The organism is Nocardioides jiangsuensis (genome assembly GCF_019679455.1).
Taxonomy (GTDB): Bacteria; Actinomycetota; Actinomycetes; order Propionibacteriales; family Nocardioidaceae; genus Nocardioides_C; species Nocardioides_C jiangsuensis.
In genome coordinates, this window is sequence record NZ_JAIEZQ010000002.1 from 1415103 (window position 1) to 1431768 (window position 16666).

Sequence of the window (16666 nt, forward strand, 5' to 3'; positions counted from 1 at the left end):
TGACCTCACCGCTGTCGGATCACGTGGCGTTGCCGGCATAGCGCTGGAGGAAGATGGCCTCGCTCAGAGCCATGTTCGCGATCTCGTGGGGGTCGACGCTCTCGTTGGGGGCGTGGATGAGCGCGAGGGGCTCCTCCACACCCATCAGGATCAGCTCCGCCTCGGGGTAGGTCTCCGCGAACACGTTGCAGAGCGGGATGGATCCACCCTGCCCGAGGCTGGTCATCGGGGTGCCGTATGCCTCCTGCATCGCCGTCGTCATGGCCTTGTACGCCGGGCCGTCGACCGCGGCCTTGAAGGGCGCCCCCGCGGCCTCGACCTCCACCTCGACCTTGACGCCCCAGGGCGCGACGGCGTGGAGGTGGTCGACGAGAGCAGCCTGCGCCTCCCCGGGAGTCATGCCCGGGGGGATGCGGAGGTTCAGACGGGCGGCAGTGCGAGGGACGATGGCTGAAGCCGAGCCCACCACCGGCGGACAGTCGATGCCGAGGATGGTTACCGCCGGCCGTGCCCAGAGCATGTCGGACACGCTGCCGTCTCCGAGCAGGGAGACGCCCTCCATCACCGTGGCGTCCGCGCGGAACTGGTCGGGTGGGTAGGCCTCACCCGGCCACGTCTGGCTGTTGTCGAGTCCCTTGACCGTGGTGTTGCCGTGGCCGTCGCGGAGGCTCGCGAGCATCGACACGAGCGCCGCGAGCGCGTCGGGTGCCGCACCGCCGAACATTCCCGAGTGCAGCTCGGACCCGAGCGCCTCGACCGTCACCACCACGTTCACCATGCCGCGCAGGCTCACGGTCGCGGCCGGGCGTCCGACTGCGGCGTTGCCCGTGTCGCAGACCAGAATCGTGTCGGCGCGAAGGAGGTCGGCGTGCTCGGGCACGAACGCCTCCAGGCCGCCGGTCCCCTGCTCCTCGGACCCCTCGACCACCAGCTTGAGGTTCACCGACAGGTCTTCCCCCAGCGCCCGCAGGGCGGCGAGGTGCATGACGATGTTCCCCTTGCAGTCGGCCGTGCCGCGCCCGAACCAGCGGCCGTCCACCTCGGTCAGCTCGAAGGGCGGCGTACGCCATGCAGCCTCGTCCAGCGGAGGCTGCACGTCGTAGTGCGCGTAGAGCAGCACGGTGGTCGCGGACGGATCCGAGCAGGGCCGCGACCCCACCACCGCCTTGCTGCCGTCAGCGGTCTCCTCCAGGTGCGCGTCCTGGAAGCCCACCTCGGCGAACTTGTCGAGCACCCACTGAGCGGCGCGCTCGCACTCCTCCGGTGGGAACTGCCGCGGGTCGGCCACCGACCGGATGGCCACCAGCTCGGCGAGCTCCTCGCGGACCTGCGGCATGAGGTCGGTGATGCGGGTGCGGAGGTCCATGCTCAGCCACCCGCCACGTCGTCGGTCTTGAGGCCGTCGACGAACTCTCGGAACTCCTCGAGCTCGTCGGGGCAGTAGATCTCGATGATCAACAGCTGTCCCTGCAGGACTCGGCTGTCCACGATCACGGGGCGGGTGCCGGGGCCTGCGGCGCCGTTCGCCAGCTGTGCCAGCAGGATGGACCTGCTCAGGGACTCGTTCGGGTTCTGGCAGACCGCTCCGCCGTGGTCGCCGAGCACCCGCACGATCTGGTCGCGATCCGGTGCCCTTGCGCCGGCGTCCTCCAGCGCTGCGATGAGCTGGTCGGCCTTCTGCTCGGCCTCGCGCGTTGCCTCCGCAGAGCGGTAGAAGACCAGCCCGGTGACCATCAGCACGCCGATCGCGATCGCGACTGCGATGTAGAGCGTGGATCTTTCGCGCTTCGACTGTGTCTCCGTCGCCGTGCTCATGACGGAGTCACCTCCTGCGGCTCAGGCTGCTTCCAGGAGGGCTTGCGGAACTTGTAGAACAGGAACGGCACGAGCAGGCCGAGGCCGAGTGCGCCCCCGCCGACGATCAGGAAGTACAGCCCGGCGTTGCCCGACCCGAACTGCGACGGGGGGATGAACCCGACGAGCAGCGCGGCGAGCGAGGCGGCGAAGCCGATGCCGCACATCGAGACGAGCAGGGGCGCCCGGTAGCCGCGTGGGTGGTCGGGGAACTTGCGGCGCAGCTGGACGGCTGCCACGAACATCAGCAGGTACATGATCAGGTAGACCTGCGTGGTGATCACCGAGAAGATCCAGTAAGCGCTCGAGACGTTCGGGATCAGCGCGTACATCAGGCCGATCACGGTCGTGATGGCGCCCTGGACGACCAGGATGTTCTGCTGGACGCCGTTCTTGTTGAGCCGCTGCAGGAACGGCGGCAGGTAACCCTCTTGGCGGGAGATGAGAAGCAGCCCCTTGGAGGGTCCGGCGAGCCAGGTGAGCATGCCACCGAGGGACGCGGCGACCAGCATGATCCCGACGATCGGGGTGAGCCACTGCCACCCGAAGTTGGCGAACACGGCGTCGAACGCCTGCATGACGCCGGCGGTGAGCGACAGCTCCTCGGCGGGGACGATCCAGCTGATGGCCAGCGCCGGCAGGATGAAGATCGTCATGACCATGCCCATGGCCAGGAACATCGCCTTCGGGAACTCCTTGGCCGGGTTCCTCAGGGACGACACGTGCACCGCGTTCATCTCCATGCCGGAGTAGGAGAGGAAGTTGTTCACGATCAGCACGAGGCTGGCGAGCCCCGCCCACACGGGGAAGATGTTGTCGGCCGTCATCGGAGCCGCAGACTCGTTGCCCTGCCCGAGGAAGACGACACCGAGGAGGACCAGGACGGTCCCGGGGATCAGGGTGCCGATGATGAGGCCGCCGCTCGCGAGACCGGCGACGCCCTTGGTGCCGCGGGAGGACACCCAGACACCGCTCCAGTAGACGACGATGATGACCGCCGCCGTCCACACGCCGCTGCTGGCGAGCTCCGGGTTGAAGACGTAGGCGAGCGTGCTCGCGACGAACCCGAGGAGGCTCGGGTAGTAGAAGATCGTCATCGCGAACTGGCACCACACCGCAAGGAAGCCCATGGGCTTGGAGATCCCGAGGGCTACCCAGTTGTAGACGCCGCCTTCCCACCCCGAGGCGAGCTCGGCCGAGACGAGCGACGTCGGAAGCAGGAAGACGATCGCGGGCAACAGGTAGAGGAAGACACAGGCGAGACCGTAGACGGCCATGGTGGGTGCTGCTCGCAGGCTGGCCACCGAGCTGGTCGTCATCATGGCCAGCGCGATCCAGGAGATCCACGCAGCGGCGGGTGCCTTCGCGCGAGCCACCGCCTTGGCGGCAGGCTGGCCGGGCACGTCCATGGCGCTCATGTCGACCTCCGCCTCGAGCAGTCGCTGGAACGCATCGCTGGTCCGGGACGCCCCCCGAGAGATCCGGGCTTCCTCAAGCGCATGTCCATCTCATCGCCCCCCTCGGCACGACCCATGGATCGACGTGCCTTCAGGCTAGGGATCGAGAGGTCTGGACCGGCTCATCCGCCGGAGATGATTTCGCGACGGGCCTCAGCGCGCCGCAGCCCGACGCGCACGGAGCCGGCTCCACACCAGGTCGAGGACGGTGGCGAGCAGGAGGATCCCGACCATGGCGACGAAGGTTTCCGGCTCCGTCCGGAGGGTCTCCACCACGAACACCACGACGACCACCAGCGTCAGCACGATCGCGGCGATCAGCACCCACGCCCGCGAGCCCGTCTCCGCCCTCAGCTTGAACGCCGCAACGGACACGACGAGGAAGATCGCGAGGGCGACGACGCTGCCCAGAGAGGCGATGGCGGTGAGGTCGACGAGCGTGGCCAGGAGCAGCACGAGGAGGACCGAGACGGTCAGGCCGCGCGTGCTCCCGACGTAGGCGCGCTGGCCGAACACCGGTGGGAACATTCCTGACTCCGCGAGCTTCGCCGTCGACCCGATCGCTGCGTAGATGTTGGCGTTCACCGACGACGAGGTGGCGAGGAGCGCGGCCACCGCCATCATGGCGAAGCCCGCCTGACCGAGCGCCGGCTTGGCCGCCTGCGCGAGTGCGGTGTCGCCGTTGGCGATGACCTCGTCGACGGTCAGCGTGCCGAAGACGCCCAGGGCGATCAGGACGTACAACGCGGTGGTGATCGCGAGGGCGAGGTACATCGCCTTCGGCAGGTTCTTCGCGGGGTTCGGCAGGTCACCGCCGGTGAAGCTGATGACGGTGAAGCCGAGGTAGGCGAAGAAGGTCAGGGCGACGCTCGACATGATCGCGCCGTCCCGGGGGTACGTCGACGGCGCCAGCAGCTCCGGGTCCAGCTGGGCGAGCGTGACCACGATGAACACCGCGAAGACCGCGAGCAGGATCACGACGATCACGCTCTGCACCCGGTCGATCGACTTGGCTCCTGCGATGTTGACCGCCGCGACCGCGATGATCACGGCCGTGGTGAGCACCGTGGCCCACGCCTCCGACTCGTCGAAGAACAGGGCGGAGCCGTAGCTCCCGAACGAGACCGACACCATCGCGGTGACGATCAGGGCGGCGAAGTAGAGCAGCCACGACGTGATCGCGGTGATGTGCCCGCCGCCGTACCCCTGCAGGAGGAAGGTGACGATCCCTCCCGACGACGGGTACCGCGCCCCCAGCTTGGCGACGGCGTAACCCTGGAGGGACGCCACCACTCCGGCAAACAGGAACGAGAGCCACACGGCGGATCCGGCGACGGCGCCCGCCTCTCCGAGCAGCGCGAAGATACCCGCCCCCACCATCGACCCCACGCCGAGGAACGCGGCACCTCGAACGGTCATCGAACCCCCGCCGGCGTGGCGATCGTTCTGATGGCCGCTTTGCGACGAGGTCGCCATCAAGCCCACCTACTCCACGACGTACAGACCGTGGTCGGTGTTGTTCAGGCGCTGGCCCCCGGTCTCGGTGACGGTGACGATGTCCTCGATCCGGACGCCGAAGCGACCGGCGAGGTAGATGCCGGGCTCGATGGAGAAGCACATGCCCGGCTGGAGCGGCTGCTCCTCGCCCTCGACGATGTACGGCGGCTCGTGCGTCGTCACGCCGATTCCGTGACCGGTGCGATGGATGAACTGCTCGCCGAACCCGGCGTCGGTGATCACACCTCGCGCGACCCGGTCGATCTGCTGGCAGGTCACGCCCGGCCGCACCGCCTCGAACGCCGCCTGCTGCGCCTGGCGCACGATCTCGTGCACCTGACGGATCTCGGGGCCCGGCTCGCCGACGCACACCGTTCGGGTGGTGTCGGATCCGTAGCCGTACATCAGTCCGCCGAAGTCCAGGACGACCGCGTCTCCTGGCTGGATCACCCGGTCACCGGCCTCGTGGTGGGGGTTGGCGCCATTGGGCCCGGACCCGACCACGGTGAAATCGACCTGCTCGTGCCCGAACTCCTGAAGCAGCCGGGCGAGATCGGCCGCGACCTCGGTCTCGCGTCGTCCCTCGAACCGCACACGGATGATCTCCCGGCACGTCGCGTCGGCGGCCTCACCTGCCATGGCGAGCCGCGCAAGCTCGTTCGCGTCCTTGACCGCACGCAGCATGGGCATGCCCTGGGTCAGAGCCTGGTAGCTGGTTCGTGGCAACACGTGCTGGAGCCCGAGCAGGTGCATCGCCCAGGTCGAGTCGGACACGCCGAAGCGTCCCTCCTGGTGCAACAGGTCGCGGGCGACCTGGTAGGGATCCGAGGCGTCGGACCAGGCCATGATCTCGAGGCTCGGCGCACCTTCAGCCGCCTCGGCGTCCGGCCTCTCGAGGACGGGGACGAGGAGAGCCGGCCGCTTTCCGGGCGTGAGCACGAGCATGGTGAGGCGCTCGGTGAGCGCCGTGGGCCGGTAGCCGGTCAGCCACACCAGGTCAGGACCAGGTGTGACGATGATGCCGTCGAGGCCTGCCTCTCGTGCATCTTCGGTGACGCGAGCCATCCTGATCGCGTAGTCGTCGCGGGTGAACGACGCCGGTCGGGGATGGGTGGTCGCGGTCATGGGCGGCTCCCTTCGCGGTTCCACGGTAGTCAGGGTGCACGTCCCGGAGGTCATCCCGTGAGGATGAACGGCCGTGGTGCTCCGACGGCAACAGCCACCGTGTCCCGGCTGCCATGGGGGAGCCGGGTCTCAGCTACTGCGCTCGAAAGTGACGAGCAGACCCTCAGTGCCGCTGGGACCGATGCGGCCTTTCACGTCGGCAGTCGTGATGGCTTTGAGCTGCCAGCCCTGTTGAGCGTGCTCGTTGAGGACCTTCTCGAGTCGGTCGCCCGACATCTTGCCGCCCACCATCTTCTCGCGCATTTCGACAACCTTGTACGCGTACATCGCACTCCTTCCACCAAGGGAATCTCAGGCTAGCCCCGGCGGCCCCCCGGCGGCGGAGCGAGACCGAGGAGACGACCGGGGAAGACGCGCGACGTTCCCGCGTGAGTACGTCGAGAAGCTCCGCGAATGGCCCGTCAGTCCGTGGTCTGGCCACACGAATGAATCACGAGAGGCCGCCTCCCTGCGGGAAACGGCCTCTGACCTGCATGTTCTCTGGTGGGCGATACTGGGTTTGAACCAGTGACCTCTTCCGTGTCAAGGAAGCGCGCTACCACTGCGCCAATCGCCCGTGACGACCCAAAGTCCCACATGTGCGGGCTCCGGGCAATCGAGGTGGAGACGGGATTTGAACCCGTGTAGACGGATTTGCAGTCCGTTGCCTCGCCTCTCGGCCACTCCACCAAAAAAGGAGGGGACCTGCGACCCTTCTCCGAGCGGACGACGAGGCTCGAACTCGCGACCTCAACCTTGGCAAGGTTGCGCTCTACCAACTGAGCTACGTCCGCATGCGACTTCCGGCTCGAACCTTGCGGCCCTCACCGGCGGTGCGTGCAGAACTTTATATGAATCCGGGGGAATGACAAATCGGGGGGTCTCCTCGCGTGTTCCGACCCCCGCCACGCCTAGGCTCGGCCCCATGCGTGCATGGGTGAACGGACAGCTTCTCGACCGCGCGAACGCCCCGGCGGTGGCGGTGACGGACCACGGCTTCACCGTCGGCGACGGCGTGTTCGAGGCGGTCAAGGTGGTCGACGGGCAGCCGTTCGCGTTGACCCGGCACCTCGTCCGGCTGGCCAGGTCCGCGAAGGGCCTCGGCCTGCCCGCCTTCGACGAGGCGGAGGTACGACGCGGGGTGGCGGCGGTCCTCGACGGTCAGGAGCTGCCCCTGGGGCGCATCCGGATCACCTACACCGGGGGAGAGGCCCCGCTCGGCTCCGGCCGCGGCAGCAACCCGCCCACGCTCGTGGTCGCCGCGGGCGCCATGGAGGCCTGGGAGGGGCCGACGTCGGTGGTCACGGTGCCGTGGCCGCGCAACGAGCGGGGCGCGCTCGCGGGACTCAAGACGACGTCGTACGGCGAGAACGTCGTCGCCCTGGCCTACGCCGCCGACCGGCACGCCAGCGAGGCGATCTTCGCCAACATCGCCGGCAACCTGTGCGAGGGCACCGGCTCCAACGTCTTCTACGTGCTCGACGGCGAGCTGCGTACCCCGACGCTGGCGTCCGGCTGCCTGGCCGGGATCAGCCGCGCGCTGGTGCTCGAGTGGTACGGCGGCCGCGAGGTCGACGAGCCGGTCGACGTACTCGGAGAGGCGAGCGAGGTGTTCCTCGTCTCCACGACGCGTGACGTGCAGGCGGTGCGGGCGTGCGACGGCCGCGAGCTGCCCGCGCCGGGACCGGTCACCCGCGAGGTCGCGCGTACCTGGCAGCGCAAGGAGCGCGAGAGCCTCGACCCGTGACCGATCGTCGCCCAGGGCTCTGGTGAGTGGTGACGGGGCGTCAGCCCGGCGTCTCCGCGCGGCGGCGCTCGCGGTAGGCCGCGACGTGCAGCCGGTTCCCGCAGGTGCGCGCGTCGCAGTAGCGCTTGGAGCGGTTGCGGGAGAGGTCCACGAGGACCTGGTCGCAGTCGGGGGCCTCGCAGGTGCGGAGGCGGTCGCGCTCGCCGAGTGAGATCACGTGCGCCAGCGCCATCCCGCAGTCCACCGCGAGGTGCTCCGCGAGGCCGGCGCCGGGGGAGAAGTAGTGCACGTGCCACGGGTAGCCGTCGTGGGCGGTGAGCCGGGGCGTCACCGGAGCCTCGGAGACCAGCCCGTTGACGATCTCCGCGGCACGGCCGTCCGTGGCGGCCCCGAACACGGGGCGGATCCGGGCACGGAGGTCGTGGACGGCCCGGAGGTCCGCGTCGGTCAGCGTGCCGACCTCGCTGACCGCGTGCCGCTCCACGAACCTGCTCAGCGCCTCGAGGTCGCCCAGGAGCTCGTCGGTGGCCGTGGACGGCTCCGAGTTGACCAGGTCGACGACACAGGCGAGTGAGTGCTCGGTGTCGTGGCTGAACAGCACTGTCGGCTCCCTGCGTCGCGCTGGCCCGGTCGAGATGACCGGACCAGCAGACTAACGAACGCGGGGCTCAGGCGGCTTCGGCCTCAAGGATCGCGGCGATGGTGGCGTCGACGTCGACGTGCATGGACTCCGCACCGGGGCGTACGACCCGGCTCATCCGCTCCACGAACGCCGACAGGTCCCCGGTCCTGGCCTGGACCAGCGCCTCGCCGTCGGGGGAGCACAGCTCGATGATCACGACCGCGTGGCCGTCGACGTCGAGACAAGGCCAGACGTGTACGTCGCCGTCCCCCGAGGGCTCGTACAGCCCCTCGGTGAGGAGGTCACGTCCGAAGGTCCAGCGCACCTGGCTGCGGCCGGTCATGAAGACCGTCGTGACCGCGTAGGGGTCGCTGGGGTCGTACTGCAGCTCGGCCTCGAGCGGCGTCGAGGCTCCGGTGGCGTCGATCAGCTCGAGCGTCACGCACTGCGTCACAGCCACGGGAGCCATTTCCATCGAGTAGTCCATTTCCTGGCCACCTTCCCTTTCAGGTTCGAGGAGGAGACGTACTCAGGTTGTCCGTATGACGCCGAACGAATCACGATCGTCAAAGTTTTTTTCGGGGGACACGACGCGGCCCCTCGAAGCGTCCGGTTTGGGCTGATCTGACCGGCTGCCGGCGTTGGCGGACGAGGCTAGGCTCGTTCCAGTGGTCTAGAACCAGCCCGACGAGGTGACGTGAGTACCAACCCCGCCAACCACACCAGCACCGCCGCGACGACCGACGACGACCCGCCGGCCGGCACGCGTGAGCGCGGCAGGCTGTACCGCCGCCTGCACGCCAACCCGGCCCTGGCGCTGACCACCAAGATCGTCGTGACGGTCGTCGGGGTCCTCGTGATGGGCACCGGGATCGTGATGATGGTGACCCCCGGTCCCGGCATCGTGGGGATCGTGCTCGGCCTCGCGATCCTTGCCTCCGAGTACGCCTGGGCCGACCGCTGGCTCGTCAAGGCCCGCGAGAAGGCGCACGAGGCGAGGGTCAAGGCCGAGCAGATGGACCCCAAGGTCCGCCGCCGCCGGCTGCTCCTGGCCGGGCTCGTGCTGCTGCTCGTCGTCGGCGCCGTCGCGGCGTACGTGACGGCCTACGACTGGCCGGTCCTCGCCGTGGACGGCTGGAACTGGCTGCAGGGAGTCGCGGGCTGGATGCCGGAGCTACCCGGGATGTGAAGACCACCCCCGGCATGCGCTACTCTTTCCGGCGCAGCGGGCGATTGGCGCAGTGGTAGCGCGCTTCGTTCACACCGAAGAGGTCACTGGTTCGAACCCAGTATCGCCCACCCGCAGACCAGAGCCCCCGACCTCCACGAGGCCGGGGGCTCTCGTGCGTCCGGGGCGGAAACCGGGGCGCGGGGGAGCGGCGGCGGCAGATACGATCGGCCACGTCCGTCAGGATTCCCGTCTTCCGAGGAGAGCCCCGTGTCCGAGACCAAGGTCGCCGTTGTCAGCGCAGAAGAGCGTGCTGAGCGAGCGGTGACGACGGGCACCAAGGCCTGGGAGCTGTTCGCCGAGGACTCCTCGGTGGTGGCCGCGCGCGTGAACGGCGAGCTCAGGGACCTCGCCTACGAGCTGGCCGACGGCGACGTGGTCGAGGGCGTGGCCATCGACTCCGCCGACGGCCGCGACATCCTGCGCCACTCCACCGCGCACGTGATGGCCCAGGCGGTCCAGGAGCTCTACCCCGAAGCGAAGCTCGGCATCGGCCCGCCGGTCACCGACGGCTTCTACTACGACTTCGACGTACCCGAGCCCTTCCACCCCGACGACATCGAGAAGATCGAGTCCCGGATGCGGAAGATCGTCAAGGAGGGCCAGAAGTTCTCCCGACGCGCGATCTCCGACGACGAGGCGCGCGAGGAGCTGGCCGGCGAGCCGTACAAGCTCGAGCTGATCGGCCTGAAGGGCGGCTCCGAGGAGGCGGCCGAGGGCGCGAACGTCGAGGTCGGTGGCGGCCAGCTGACCATCTACGACAACCTCAAGCGCGACGGCTCGCTGGCGTGGAAGGACCTCTGCCGCGGCCCGCACCTGCCCACCACCAAGCGGATCCCGGCGTTCAGGCTGATGCGGAGCGCCGCGGCGTACTGGCGGGGCGACGAGAAGAACAAGCAGCTCCAGCGGATCTACGGCACCGCCTGGGAGTCCAAGGAGGCGCTCGAGGAGCACCTGCACCGGCTCGAGGAGGCCGAGCGGCGCGACCACCGCAAGCTCGGCCGGGAGCTCGACCTGTTCAGCTTCCCCGACGAGATCGGCTCCGGCCTGGTCGTGTTCCACCCCAAGGGCGGCGTGCTCAAGCGGGTGATGGAGGACTACGTCCGCCAGCGGCACATCGAGGAGGGGTTCCAGTACGTCGGCACCCCGCACATCTCGAAGCAGGGCCTGTTCGAGACCTCCGGCCACCTGCCGTACTACGCCGACACCATGTTCCCGCCCATGGAGATGGAGGGGAGCAGCTACTACCTCAAGGCGATGAACTGCCCGATGCACAACCTGATCTTCAGGTCGCGCGGGCGGTCCTACCGCGAGCTGCCGCTGCGGTTCTTCGAGTTCGGGTCGGTGTACCGGTTCGAGAAGTCCGGCGTCGTGCACGGTCTCACCCGGGTGCGCGGCATGACCCAGGACGACTCCCACTCCTACGTCACCCCGGAGCAGGCGCCGGGGGAGATCAAGCACCTGCTGAGCTTCGTGCTCGGCCTGCTGAAGGACTTCGGGCTCGACGACTACTACCTCGAGCTGTCGACCCGGGACCCGGAGTCGGACAAGTTCATCGGCAGCGACGAGGAGTGGGCGGCGGCGACCAAGATCCTCGAGGACGCCGCCACCGAGACCGGCCTGGACCTGGTCCCGGACCCGGGTGGCGCCGCGTTCTACGGCCCGAAGATCTCCGTGCAGTGCCGCGACGCGATCGGCCGCACGTGGCAGATGTCGACCATCCAGTACGACTTCAACCAGCCCGCGCGGTTCGAGCTCGAGTTCCAGGGCGCGGACGGCTCGCGCCAGCAGCCGGTGATGATCCACTCGGCCAAGTTCGGCTCCCTGGAGCGGTTCTACGGCGTGCTCGTGGAGCACTACGCCGGCGCCTTCCCGCCCTGGCTCGCGCCGGTGCAGGTCGTCGCGATCCCGATCGCGGAGCGGCACAACGACTACCTGCAGAAGGTGGCCGAGCAGCTCCGTGAACGCGGCATCCGGGTCGAGGTCGACGAGTCCGACGACCGGATGCAGAAGAAGATCCGCAACGCGCAGCTGCAGAAGGTGCCGTTCATGGTGATCGCCGGCGACCGTGACGTCGAGGACGGCGCGGTGTCCTTCCGGTACCGCAACGGCGAGCAGGACAACGGCGTGTCGGTGGACGACGCCATCGCCCGCGTGGTCGACGCGGTGGAGCGCCGGATCCAGGTATGACCCAGGGCGAGGGGCCGACGTACGACGGGGAGCCCGACCTCCTGCACCAGCAGGGGGTCGGCGTCCCCGACGAGCTCGACCGGCTGTGGACCCCGCACCGGATGGCCTACATCCGCGGGGAGAACAAGCCGGCCGACGCCAAGGCGGGACACCAGTGCCCGTTCTGCCGGATCCCGAGGCTCGACGACGCCGAGGGCCTCGTCGTGCACCGCGGCGAGCTCAGCTACGTGGTGCTCAACCTCTACCCGTACAGCCCCGGCCACCTGCTGGTGTGCCCCTACCGGCACATCCCGGAGTACACCGAGGCCACGTCGGAGGAGACCGCGGAGATCGCCGCACTCACCCAGGCCGGGATGCGCACGATCCGCTCGGTGAGCGGCGCCCACGGCTTCAACATCGGGATGAACCAGGGGAGCGTGGCCGGTGCCGGGATCGCCGCGCACCTGCACCAGCACGTCGTACCCCGGTGGTCCGGGGACCAGAACTTCATGCCGATCATCGGCCGCACCCGGACCATGCCGCAGCTGATGAGCGACACCCGCGAGCTGCTCGCCGCCGCCTGGCACTGAGCCGCGGACACTGTGTCGCGACAGTCACCACGGGTCGCGGTGGGTCGCCCTCCCGGCGGGCGCTCAGCCGGTAGCCTGCTCTCGCGATGCTGAACCGATTCCGTGCCTTCTGGACCAAGCTGCTCACCCCGATCGCCAGGTTCTTCCTGCGCCTGGGAGTGAGCCCCGACGCGATCACGCTGGTCGGCACGGTGGGGGTGGTGGCCGGTGCGCTGGTCTTCTTCCCGCGCGGCCAGCTGCTCGTCGGCGTTTTGGTGATCACGGCGTTCGTGTTCTCCGACCTGCTCGACGGGACGATGGCCCGGATGTCGGGCACCTCCTCGAAGTGGGGCGCGTTCCTCGACTCCACGCTGGACCGGCTCGGCGACGCCGCGGTCTTCGGCGGCCTGGTGCTCTACTACGTGGGCCCCGGCGGGTCCGACGCGCTGGCCGCGCTCGCGCTGTACTGCCTGGTGATGGGGTCGGTCACCTCCTACGCCCGGGCCCGCGCCGAGTCGCTGGGCATGGAGGCCAAGGGCGGGATCGCCGAGCGGGCGGACCGGCTCGCGGCGATCCTCGTGATGACCGGCCTCAGCGACATCTTCGACCTCCCGGTGCTGATCCCGCTGACGCTGTGGGTGCTCGCCGCCGCGAGCACGGTCACCGTGCTGCAGCGCGTGCTCTCGGTGCGCAGCCAGGCCAGGGCGGCCGCGTGATGGTGGCGCTCCCGGGCCTGCGCCGCGCGGCCACCGCCTCCGCGGACCACGCCACCGCCGCGGGGTACGTCGCCGGCTGGCGCCTCGTGCGGTGGCTCCCCGAGCCGGCCGCCCGCGCCGTCTTCGCGCGCATCGCCGACGAGGTCTACCGCCGCGACGGGGCGAGTGTCCGCCGGCTCCGCGCGAACCTGGCCCGGGTCCGGCCCGGGCTGGACGACGCCGCGCTCGACGACCTGACCCGCGAGGGGGTCCGCTCCTACCTGCGCTACTGGTGCGAGTCGTTCCGGCTGCCGTCGTGGCCGGTCGAGGACCTCGTCCGCCGCACCCGGATCGTGGGCGAGCACCACATCCGCGACGCGTACGCCAGCGGCACCGGGGTGGTCGTGGCGCTGCCGCACATGGGCAACTGGGACTGGGCCGGGACCTGGGCCTGCGCCACCGGGATGCCGTTGCTCACCGTGGCGGAGCGGCTCGAGCCCGCCCGGCTCTACGACGAGTTCGTCGCCTACCGGCGCTCGCTCGGCATGGAGATCCTGCCCCTCACCGGCAACGGCGACACGCTGGTGCGGCTGGAGGAGTGGGTTCGGGCCGGTGGGCTCGTGGCGCTGCTCTCCGACCGCGACCTGAGCCGCACCGGGATCGAGGTGACGCTGTGCGGCGAGCGCGCCCGGATGCCCCGCGGACCCGCCGTCCTCGCCCGTCGTACCGGCGCGGCCCTGCTCCCCGCGACGCTGGCCTACGTCGGCCAGGACCTGGAGGTCACCTTCCACGCGCCCGTCCCGCACGCCGAGGGAGACGACGGGGTCTCCGCGATGATGCAGGCCGTCGCGGACCGGTTCACCGAGGAGTTCCGTGCGCACCCGACGGACTGGCACATGATGCAGAAGGTGTTCGTCGCCGACCTCGACCCCGCCCGCTACGGCAACCGGGGGTGAGCTGATGCGGATCGGCCTGGTCTGCCCCTACTCGCTCGACATCCCCGGCGGGGTGCAGAACCACGTGAAGGACCTCGCCGAGGCCCTCCTCGGGCTCGGGCACGACGTGTCCGTGCTCGCGCCGACCGAGGACGACGAGTCGCTGCCGCCGTACGTGGTCCGCGCCGGCCGCGCGGTCCCGGTGCCCTACAACGGGTCGGTCGCCCGGGTGAGCTTCGGCCCCGTCGTCGCGGCCCGGGTGCGGCGGTGGCTGCGCGAGGGCGACTTCGACGTGATCCACCTGCACGAGCCCGCCTCGCCGAGCCTCTCGCTGCTCGCGCTGTGGGCGGCGGAGTGCCCGGTGGTGGCCACCTTCCACACCAGCAACGTGCGCTCGCGGGCGATGTCGGCCTCGGCGTCGATCCTGCGCCCCTCCCTGGAGAAGATCACCGCCCGGATCGCGGTGTCCGAGTACGCCCGCGACACCCTGGTGCAGCACATCGGCGGGGAGCCGGTGGTCATCCCGAACGGGGTGTACGTCGACCGGTTCGCCGACGCGCAGGTCCGGGAGGACTGGAAGGGCCCCGGCTGCACGCTGTGCTTCGTGGGCCGCATCGACGAGCCGCGCAAGGGCCTGCCCCTGCTCCTCGACGCCTTCCCCGGGATCGCCGAGGCCTCGCCCGGGGTGCGGCTGCTCGTCGTCGGCGGCGGTGACGTCTCGGCGGCACACGACAGGGTCCCCGCCGGACTGCGCGACCAGGTGACCTTCCTGGGCCGGGTCACCGACGCGGAGAAGGCTTCGGCGCTGCGCACCGCGGACCTCTACGTCGCGCCGAACACCGGCGGCGAGAGCTTCGGGATCGTGCTGATCGAGGCGATGGCCGCGGGCACCGCGGTGCTGGCCAGCGACATCCCCGCCTTCCGCCGGGTCCTCGGCGAGGGCGCGTACGGCACCGGGTTCCGCAACGAGGACGCCGCCGACCTGGAGCGGAAGGTGGTCACGCTGCTCCGCGACGACCTGGCCCGCGGGCCGCTGCGCGAGGCCGCGACCGCGGCGGTACGCCGTTACGACTGGTCGTCCGTCGCGGGCAGGATCGTGCAGGTCTACGAGACGGTGATCGGGTGCGCGTCGAGGAGCGTGCGCTGATGGAGTGGCTGTGGCTCGTCCCCGCCCTCGTCGTACTCCTGGCCCTCGGGCTGTGGCTGTCGTGGACCGCGAACCGGCTCGACCGGATCCACCACCGGATCGACGTCGCCCGGGCGTCGCTCGACACGCAGCTGCTGCACCGGTCCGGGACGGCGCTCGAGCTCGCCACCTCCGGTGCGCTCGACCCCGCGCGCTCGCTCCTGCTCGTGGACACCGCCCACCAGGCACGCGCCGCGTCGCCGGAGGACTTCGAGTCCGCCGAGTCCGACCTCTCCGAGGCGCTGCGGGCGGTGCTCGCCGACGCCGCCGAGGTGACCGGCCTGGTCACGTCCCCGGACGTCGGGCCGCTGCTGGAGGAGCTGGCCGACGACTGCCGCAAGGTGGAGCTGGCCCGCCGGTTCCACAACGACGTGGTGGCCTCGGCCCGGGCGCTGCGGTCGCGACGCCGGGTGCGCTGGCTGGGCCTGGCCGGCCGGGCGCCGGCGCCGGAGGCGGTCGACCTCGACGACGACCCGCCGCCCGCCCTGGTCGCGGCCTGAGCCGGTTGCCGGTTTCGCCCGGCCGCGCCGTAGGCTGGTCGCATCCACATCTCGCGGCGGGCGACGCATGCCCGCCTGACGCAAGAAGGCTGACCGTGACTGACACGCAGAACCAGATCCGGACGGGGACCCAGAACGACGCCGGAGCCACGGTGTCGCCCACGAAGGGAACCTCCGGAGTGAAGCGCGGCATGGCGGAGATGCTCAAGGGCGGCGTCATCATGGACGTCGTCAACGCCGAGCAGGCGAAGATCGCCGAGGACGCCGGCGCGGTCGCCGTGATGGCCCTCGAGCGGGTCCCCGCCGACATCCGCGCCCAGGGCGGCGTCTCCCGGATGAGCGACCCCGACATGATCGACGGGATCATCGAGGCCGTGTCCATCCCGGTCATGGCCAAGGCCCGGATCGGGCACTTCGCCGAGGCGCAGGTGCTCCAGAGCCTCGGCGTCGACTACATCGACGAGTCCGAGGTGCTGACCCCGGCCGACTACGCCCACCACATCGACAAGTGGATGTTCACCGTCCCCTTCGTGTGCGGTGCGACCAACCTCGGCGAGGCGCTGCGCCGGATCACCGAGGGCGCGGCGATGATCCGCTCCAAGGGCGAGGCCGGCACCGGTGACGTCTCGAACGCGGTGACGCACATGCGCACCATCCGTGCGGAGATCCGCCGGCTCGAGGGCCTCCCGAAGGACGAGCTGTACGTCGCGGCGAAGGAGCTCCAGGCGCCGTACGAGCTGGTCCGCGAGGTCGCCGAGGCCGGCAAGCTGCCGGTCGTGCTCTTCACCGCCGGCGGCATCGCCACCCCCGCCGACGCGGCGATGATGATGCAGCTCGGCGCCGAGGGCGTCTTCGTCGGCTCCGGCATCTTCAAGGCCGGCAACCCCGCGCAGCGTGCCGAGGCGATCGTCAAGGCGACCACCTTCTTCGACGACCCCGACGTGGTCGCCAAGGTCTCGCGCGGCCTGGGCGAGGCGATGGTCGGCATCAACGTCGACGACATCCCGCAGCCGCACCGGCTCGCCGAGCGCGGCTGGTAGCCG

The 16666-nt window shown here is 70.1% G+C and carries 17 protein-coding genes and 4 tRNA genes; 10 read left to right on the top strand and 11 right to left on the bottom strand.

The window, feature by feature from the left end; translation table 11 throughout:
- Window positions 1-19 precede the first annotated feature (19 nt).
- From K1X13_RS15155 to K1X13_RS15195, 9 genes are all read right to left on the bottom strand, one after another.
- A complete protein-coding gene (locus K1X13_RS15155; RefSeq protein ID WP_221025851.1) occupies window positions 20-1366 on the bottom strand; it encodes a dipeptidase in 1347 nt (448 codons plus the stop codon).
- Window positions 1367-1368: 2 nt separating this feature from the next.
- Window positions 1369-1815: a hypothetical protein gene (locus tag K1X13_RS15160; RefSeq protein ID WP_221025852.1), complete on the bottom strand. Its 447-nt coding sequence runs from the start codon at window positions 1813-1815 to the stop codon at window positions 1369-1371.
- A complete protein-coding gene (gene gadC, locus K1X13_RS15165) occupies window positions 1812-3272 on the bottom strand; it encodes a glutamate/gamma-aminobutyrate antiporter GadC (protein ID WP_225914990.1) in 1461 nt (486 codons plus the stop codon). The genes K1X13_RS15160 and gadC overlap by 4 nt, the downstream gene beginning before the upstream one ends.
- 192 nt (window positions 3273-3464) lie before the next feature.
- The gene (locus K1X13_RS15170) at window positions 3465-4730 is read right to left on the bottom strand and encodes an APC family permease (RefSeq protein WP_221025853.1); all 1266 of its coding nucleotides are present in this window, start codon (window positions 4728-4730) and stop codon (window positions 3465-3467) included.
- Window positions 4731-4796: 66 nt separating this feature from the next.
- A complete protein-coding gene (locus K1X13_RS15175) occupies window positions 4797-5933 on the bottom strand; it encodes an aminopeptidase P family protein (protein WP_225914991.1) in 1137 nt (378 codons plus the stop codon).
- 129 nt (window positions 5934-6062) lie between these two features.
- Window positions 6063-6260 (bottom strand): DUF4177 domain-containing protein, encoded by a 198-nt coding sequence (locus K1X13_RS15180; RefSeq protein ID WP_225914992.1) that lies wholly within the window; start codon window positions 6258-6260, stop codon window positions 6063-6065.
- A gap of 214 nt (window positions 6261-6474) precedes the next feature.
- A tRNA-Val gene (locus K1X13_RS15185) sits at window positions 6475-6549 on the bottom strand.
- 42 nt (window positions 6550-6591) lie between these two features.
- Window positions 6592-6662: transfer RNA gene (locus tag K1X13_RS15190), tRNA-Cys, on the bottom strand.
- Between the two features lie 31 nt (window positions 6663-6693).
- Window positions 6694-6766: transfer RNA gene (locus K1X13_RS15195), tRNA-Gly, on the bottom strand.
- A 131-nt stretch (window positions 6767-6897) separates the two neighbouring features.
- On the opposite strand from K1X13_RS15195, the gene K1X13_RS15200 reads away from it, so the two are divergent.
- On the top strand, window positions 6898-7719 hold the full coding sequence (locus tag K1X13_RS15200) for an aminotransferase class IV (RefSeq protein ID WP_221025855.1): 822 nt from the start codon (window positions 6898-6900) through the stop codon (window positions 7717-7719).
- 40 nt (window positions 7720-7759) lie between these two features.
- Here K1X13_RS15200 and K1X13_RS15205 read toward each other — a convergent pair whose 3' ends face one another.
- Both K1X13_RS15205 and K1X13_RS15210 read right to left on the bottom strand, forming a co-directional pair.
- Entirely contained in the window at window positions 7760-8320 is a 561-nt protein-coding gene (locus K1X13_RS15205) for a CGNR zinc finger domain-containing protein (RefSeq protein WP_221025856.1), read from the bottom strand.
- Between the two features lie 67 nt (window positions 8321-8387).
- Entirely contained in the window at window positions 8388-8801 is a 414-nt protein-coding gene (locus K1X13_RS15210) for an SsgA family sporulation/cell division regulator (protein WP_221025857.1), read from the bottom strand.
- Between the two features lie 237 nt (window positions 8802-9038).
- On the opposite strand from K1X13_RS15210, the gene K1X13_RS15215 reads away from it, so the two are divergent.
- From K1X13_RS15215 to pdxS, 9 genes are all read left to right on the top strand, one after another.
- The gene (locus K1X13_RS15215; RefSeq protein ID WP_221025858.1) at window positions 9039-9530 is read left to right on the top strand and encodes a PGPGW domain-containing protein; all 492 of its coding nucleotides are present in this window, start codon (window positions 9039-9041) and stop codon (window positions 9528-9530) included.
- Window positions 9531-9568: 38 nt separating this feature from the next.
- Window positions 9569-9640, top strand: a tRNA-Val gene (locus K1X13_RS15220).
- Between the two features lie 139 nt (window positions 9641-9779).
- The gene (gene thrS, locus K1X13_RS15225; protein WP_221025859.1) at window positions 9780-11759 is read left to right on the top strand and encodes a threonine--tRNA ligase; all 1980 of its coding nucleotides are present in this window, start codon (window positions 9780-9782) and stop codon (window positions 11757-11759) included.
- Window positions 11756-12328 carry an HIT family protein gene (locus K1X13_RS15230; RefSeq protein ID WP_221025860.1) on the top strand — a complete coding sequence of 191 codons (573 nt, stop codon included), beginning with the start codon at window positions 11756-11758 and terminating at the stop codon, window positions 12326-12328. Before thrS ends, K1X13_RS15230 begins: the two co-directional genes overlap by 4 nt.
- A gap of 86 nt (window positions 12329-12414) precedes the next feature.
- Window positions 12415-13023, top strand: a complete 609-nt coding sequence (pgsA, locus tag K1X13_RS15235) for a phosphatidylinositol phosphate synthase (protein ID WP_221025861.1) — start codon at window positions 12415-12417, stop codon at window positions 13021-13023.
- Window positions 13023-13958, top strand: coding sequence for a phosphatidylinositol mannoside acyltransferase (locus tag K1X13_RS15240; protein ID WP_221026100.1), 936 nt, complete (start codon window positions 13023-13025; stop codon window positions 13956-13958). The genes pgsA and K1X13_RS15240 overlap by 1 nt, the downstream gene beginning before the upstream one ends.
- A gap of 4 nt (window positions 13959-13962) precedes the next feature.
- Window positions 13963-15084 (top strand): glycosyltransferase family 4 protein, encoded by a 1122-nt coding sequence (locus tag K1X13_RS15245; protein WP_221025862.1) that lies wholly within the window; start codon window positions 13963-13965, stop codon window positions 15082-15084.
- A complete protein-coding gene (locus tag K1X13_RS15250) occupies window positions 15060-15623 on the top strand; it encodes a hypothetical protein (protein ID WP_308249573.1) in 564 nt (187 codons plus the stop codon). The genes K1X13_RS15245 and K1X13_RS15250 overlap by 25 nt, the downstream gene beginning before the upstream one ends.
- 116 nt (window positions 15624-15739) lie before the next feature.
- A complete protein-coding gene (gene pdxS, locus K1X13_RS15255) occupies window positions 15740-16663 on the top strand; it encodes a pyridoxal 5'-phosphate synthase lyase subunit PdxS (RefSeq protein WP_221026102.1) in 924 nt (307 codons plus the stop codon).
- The last annotated feature ends 3 nt before the right edge of the window (window positions 16664-16666 follow it).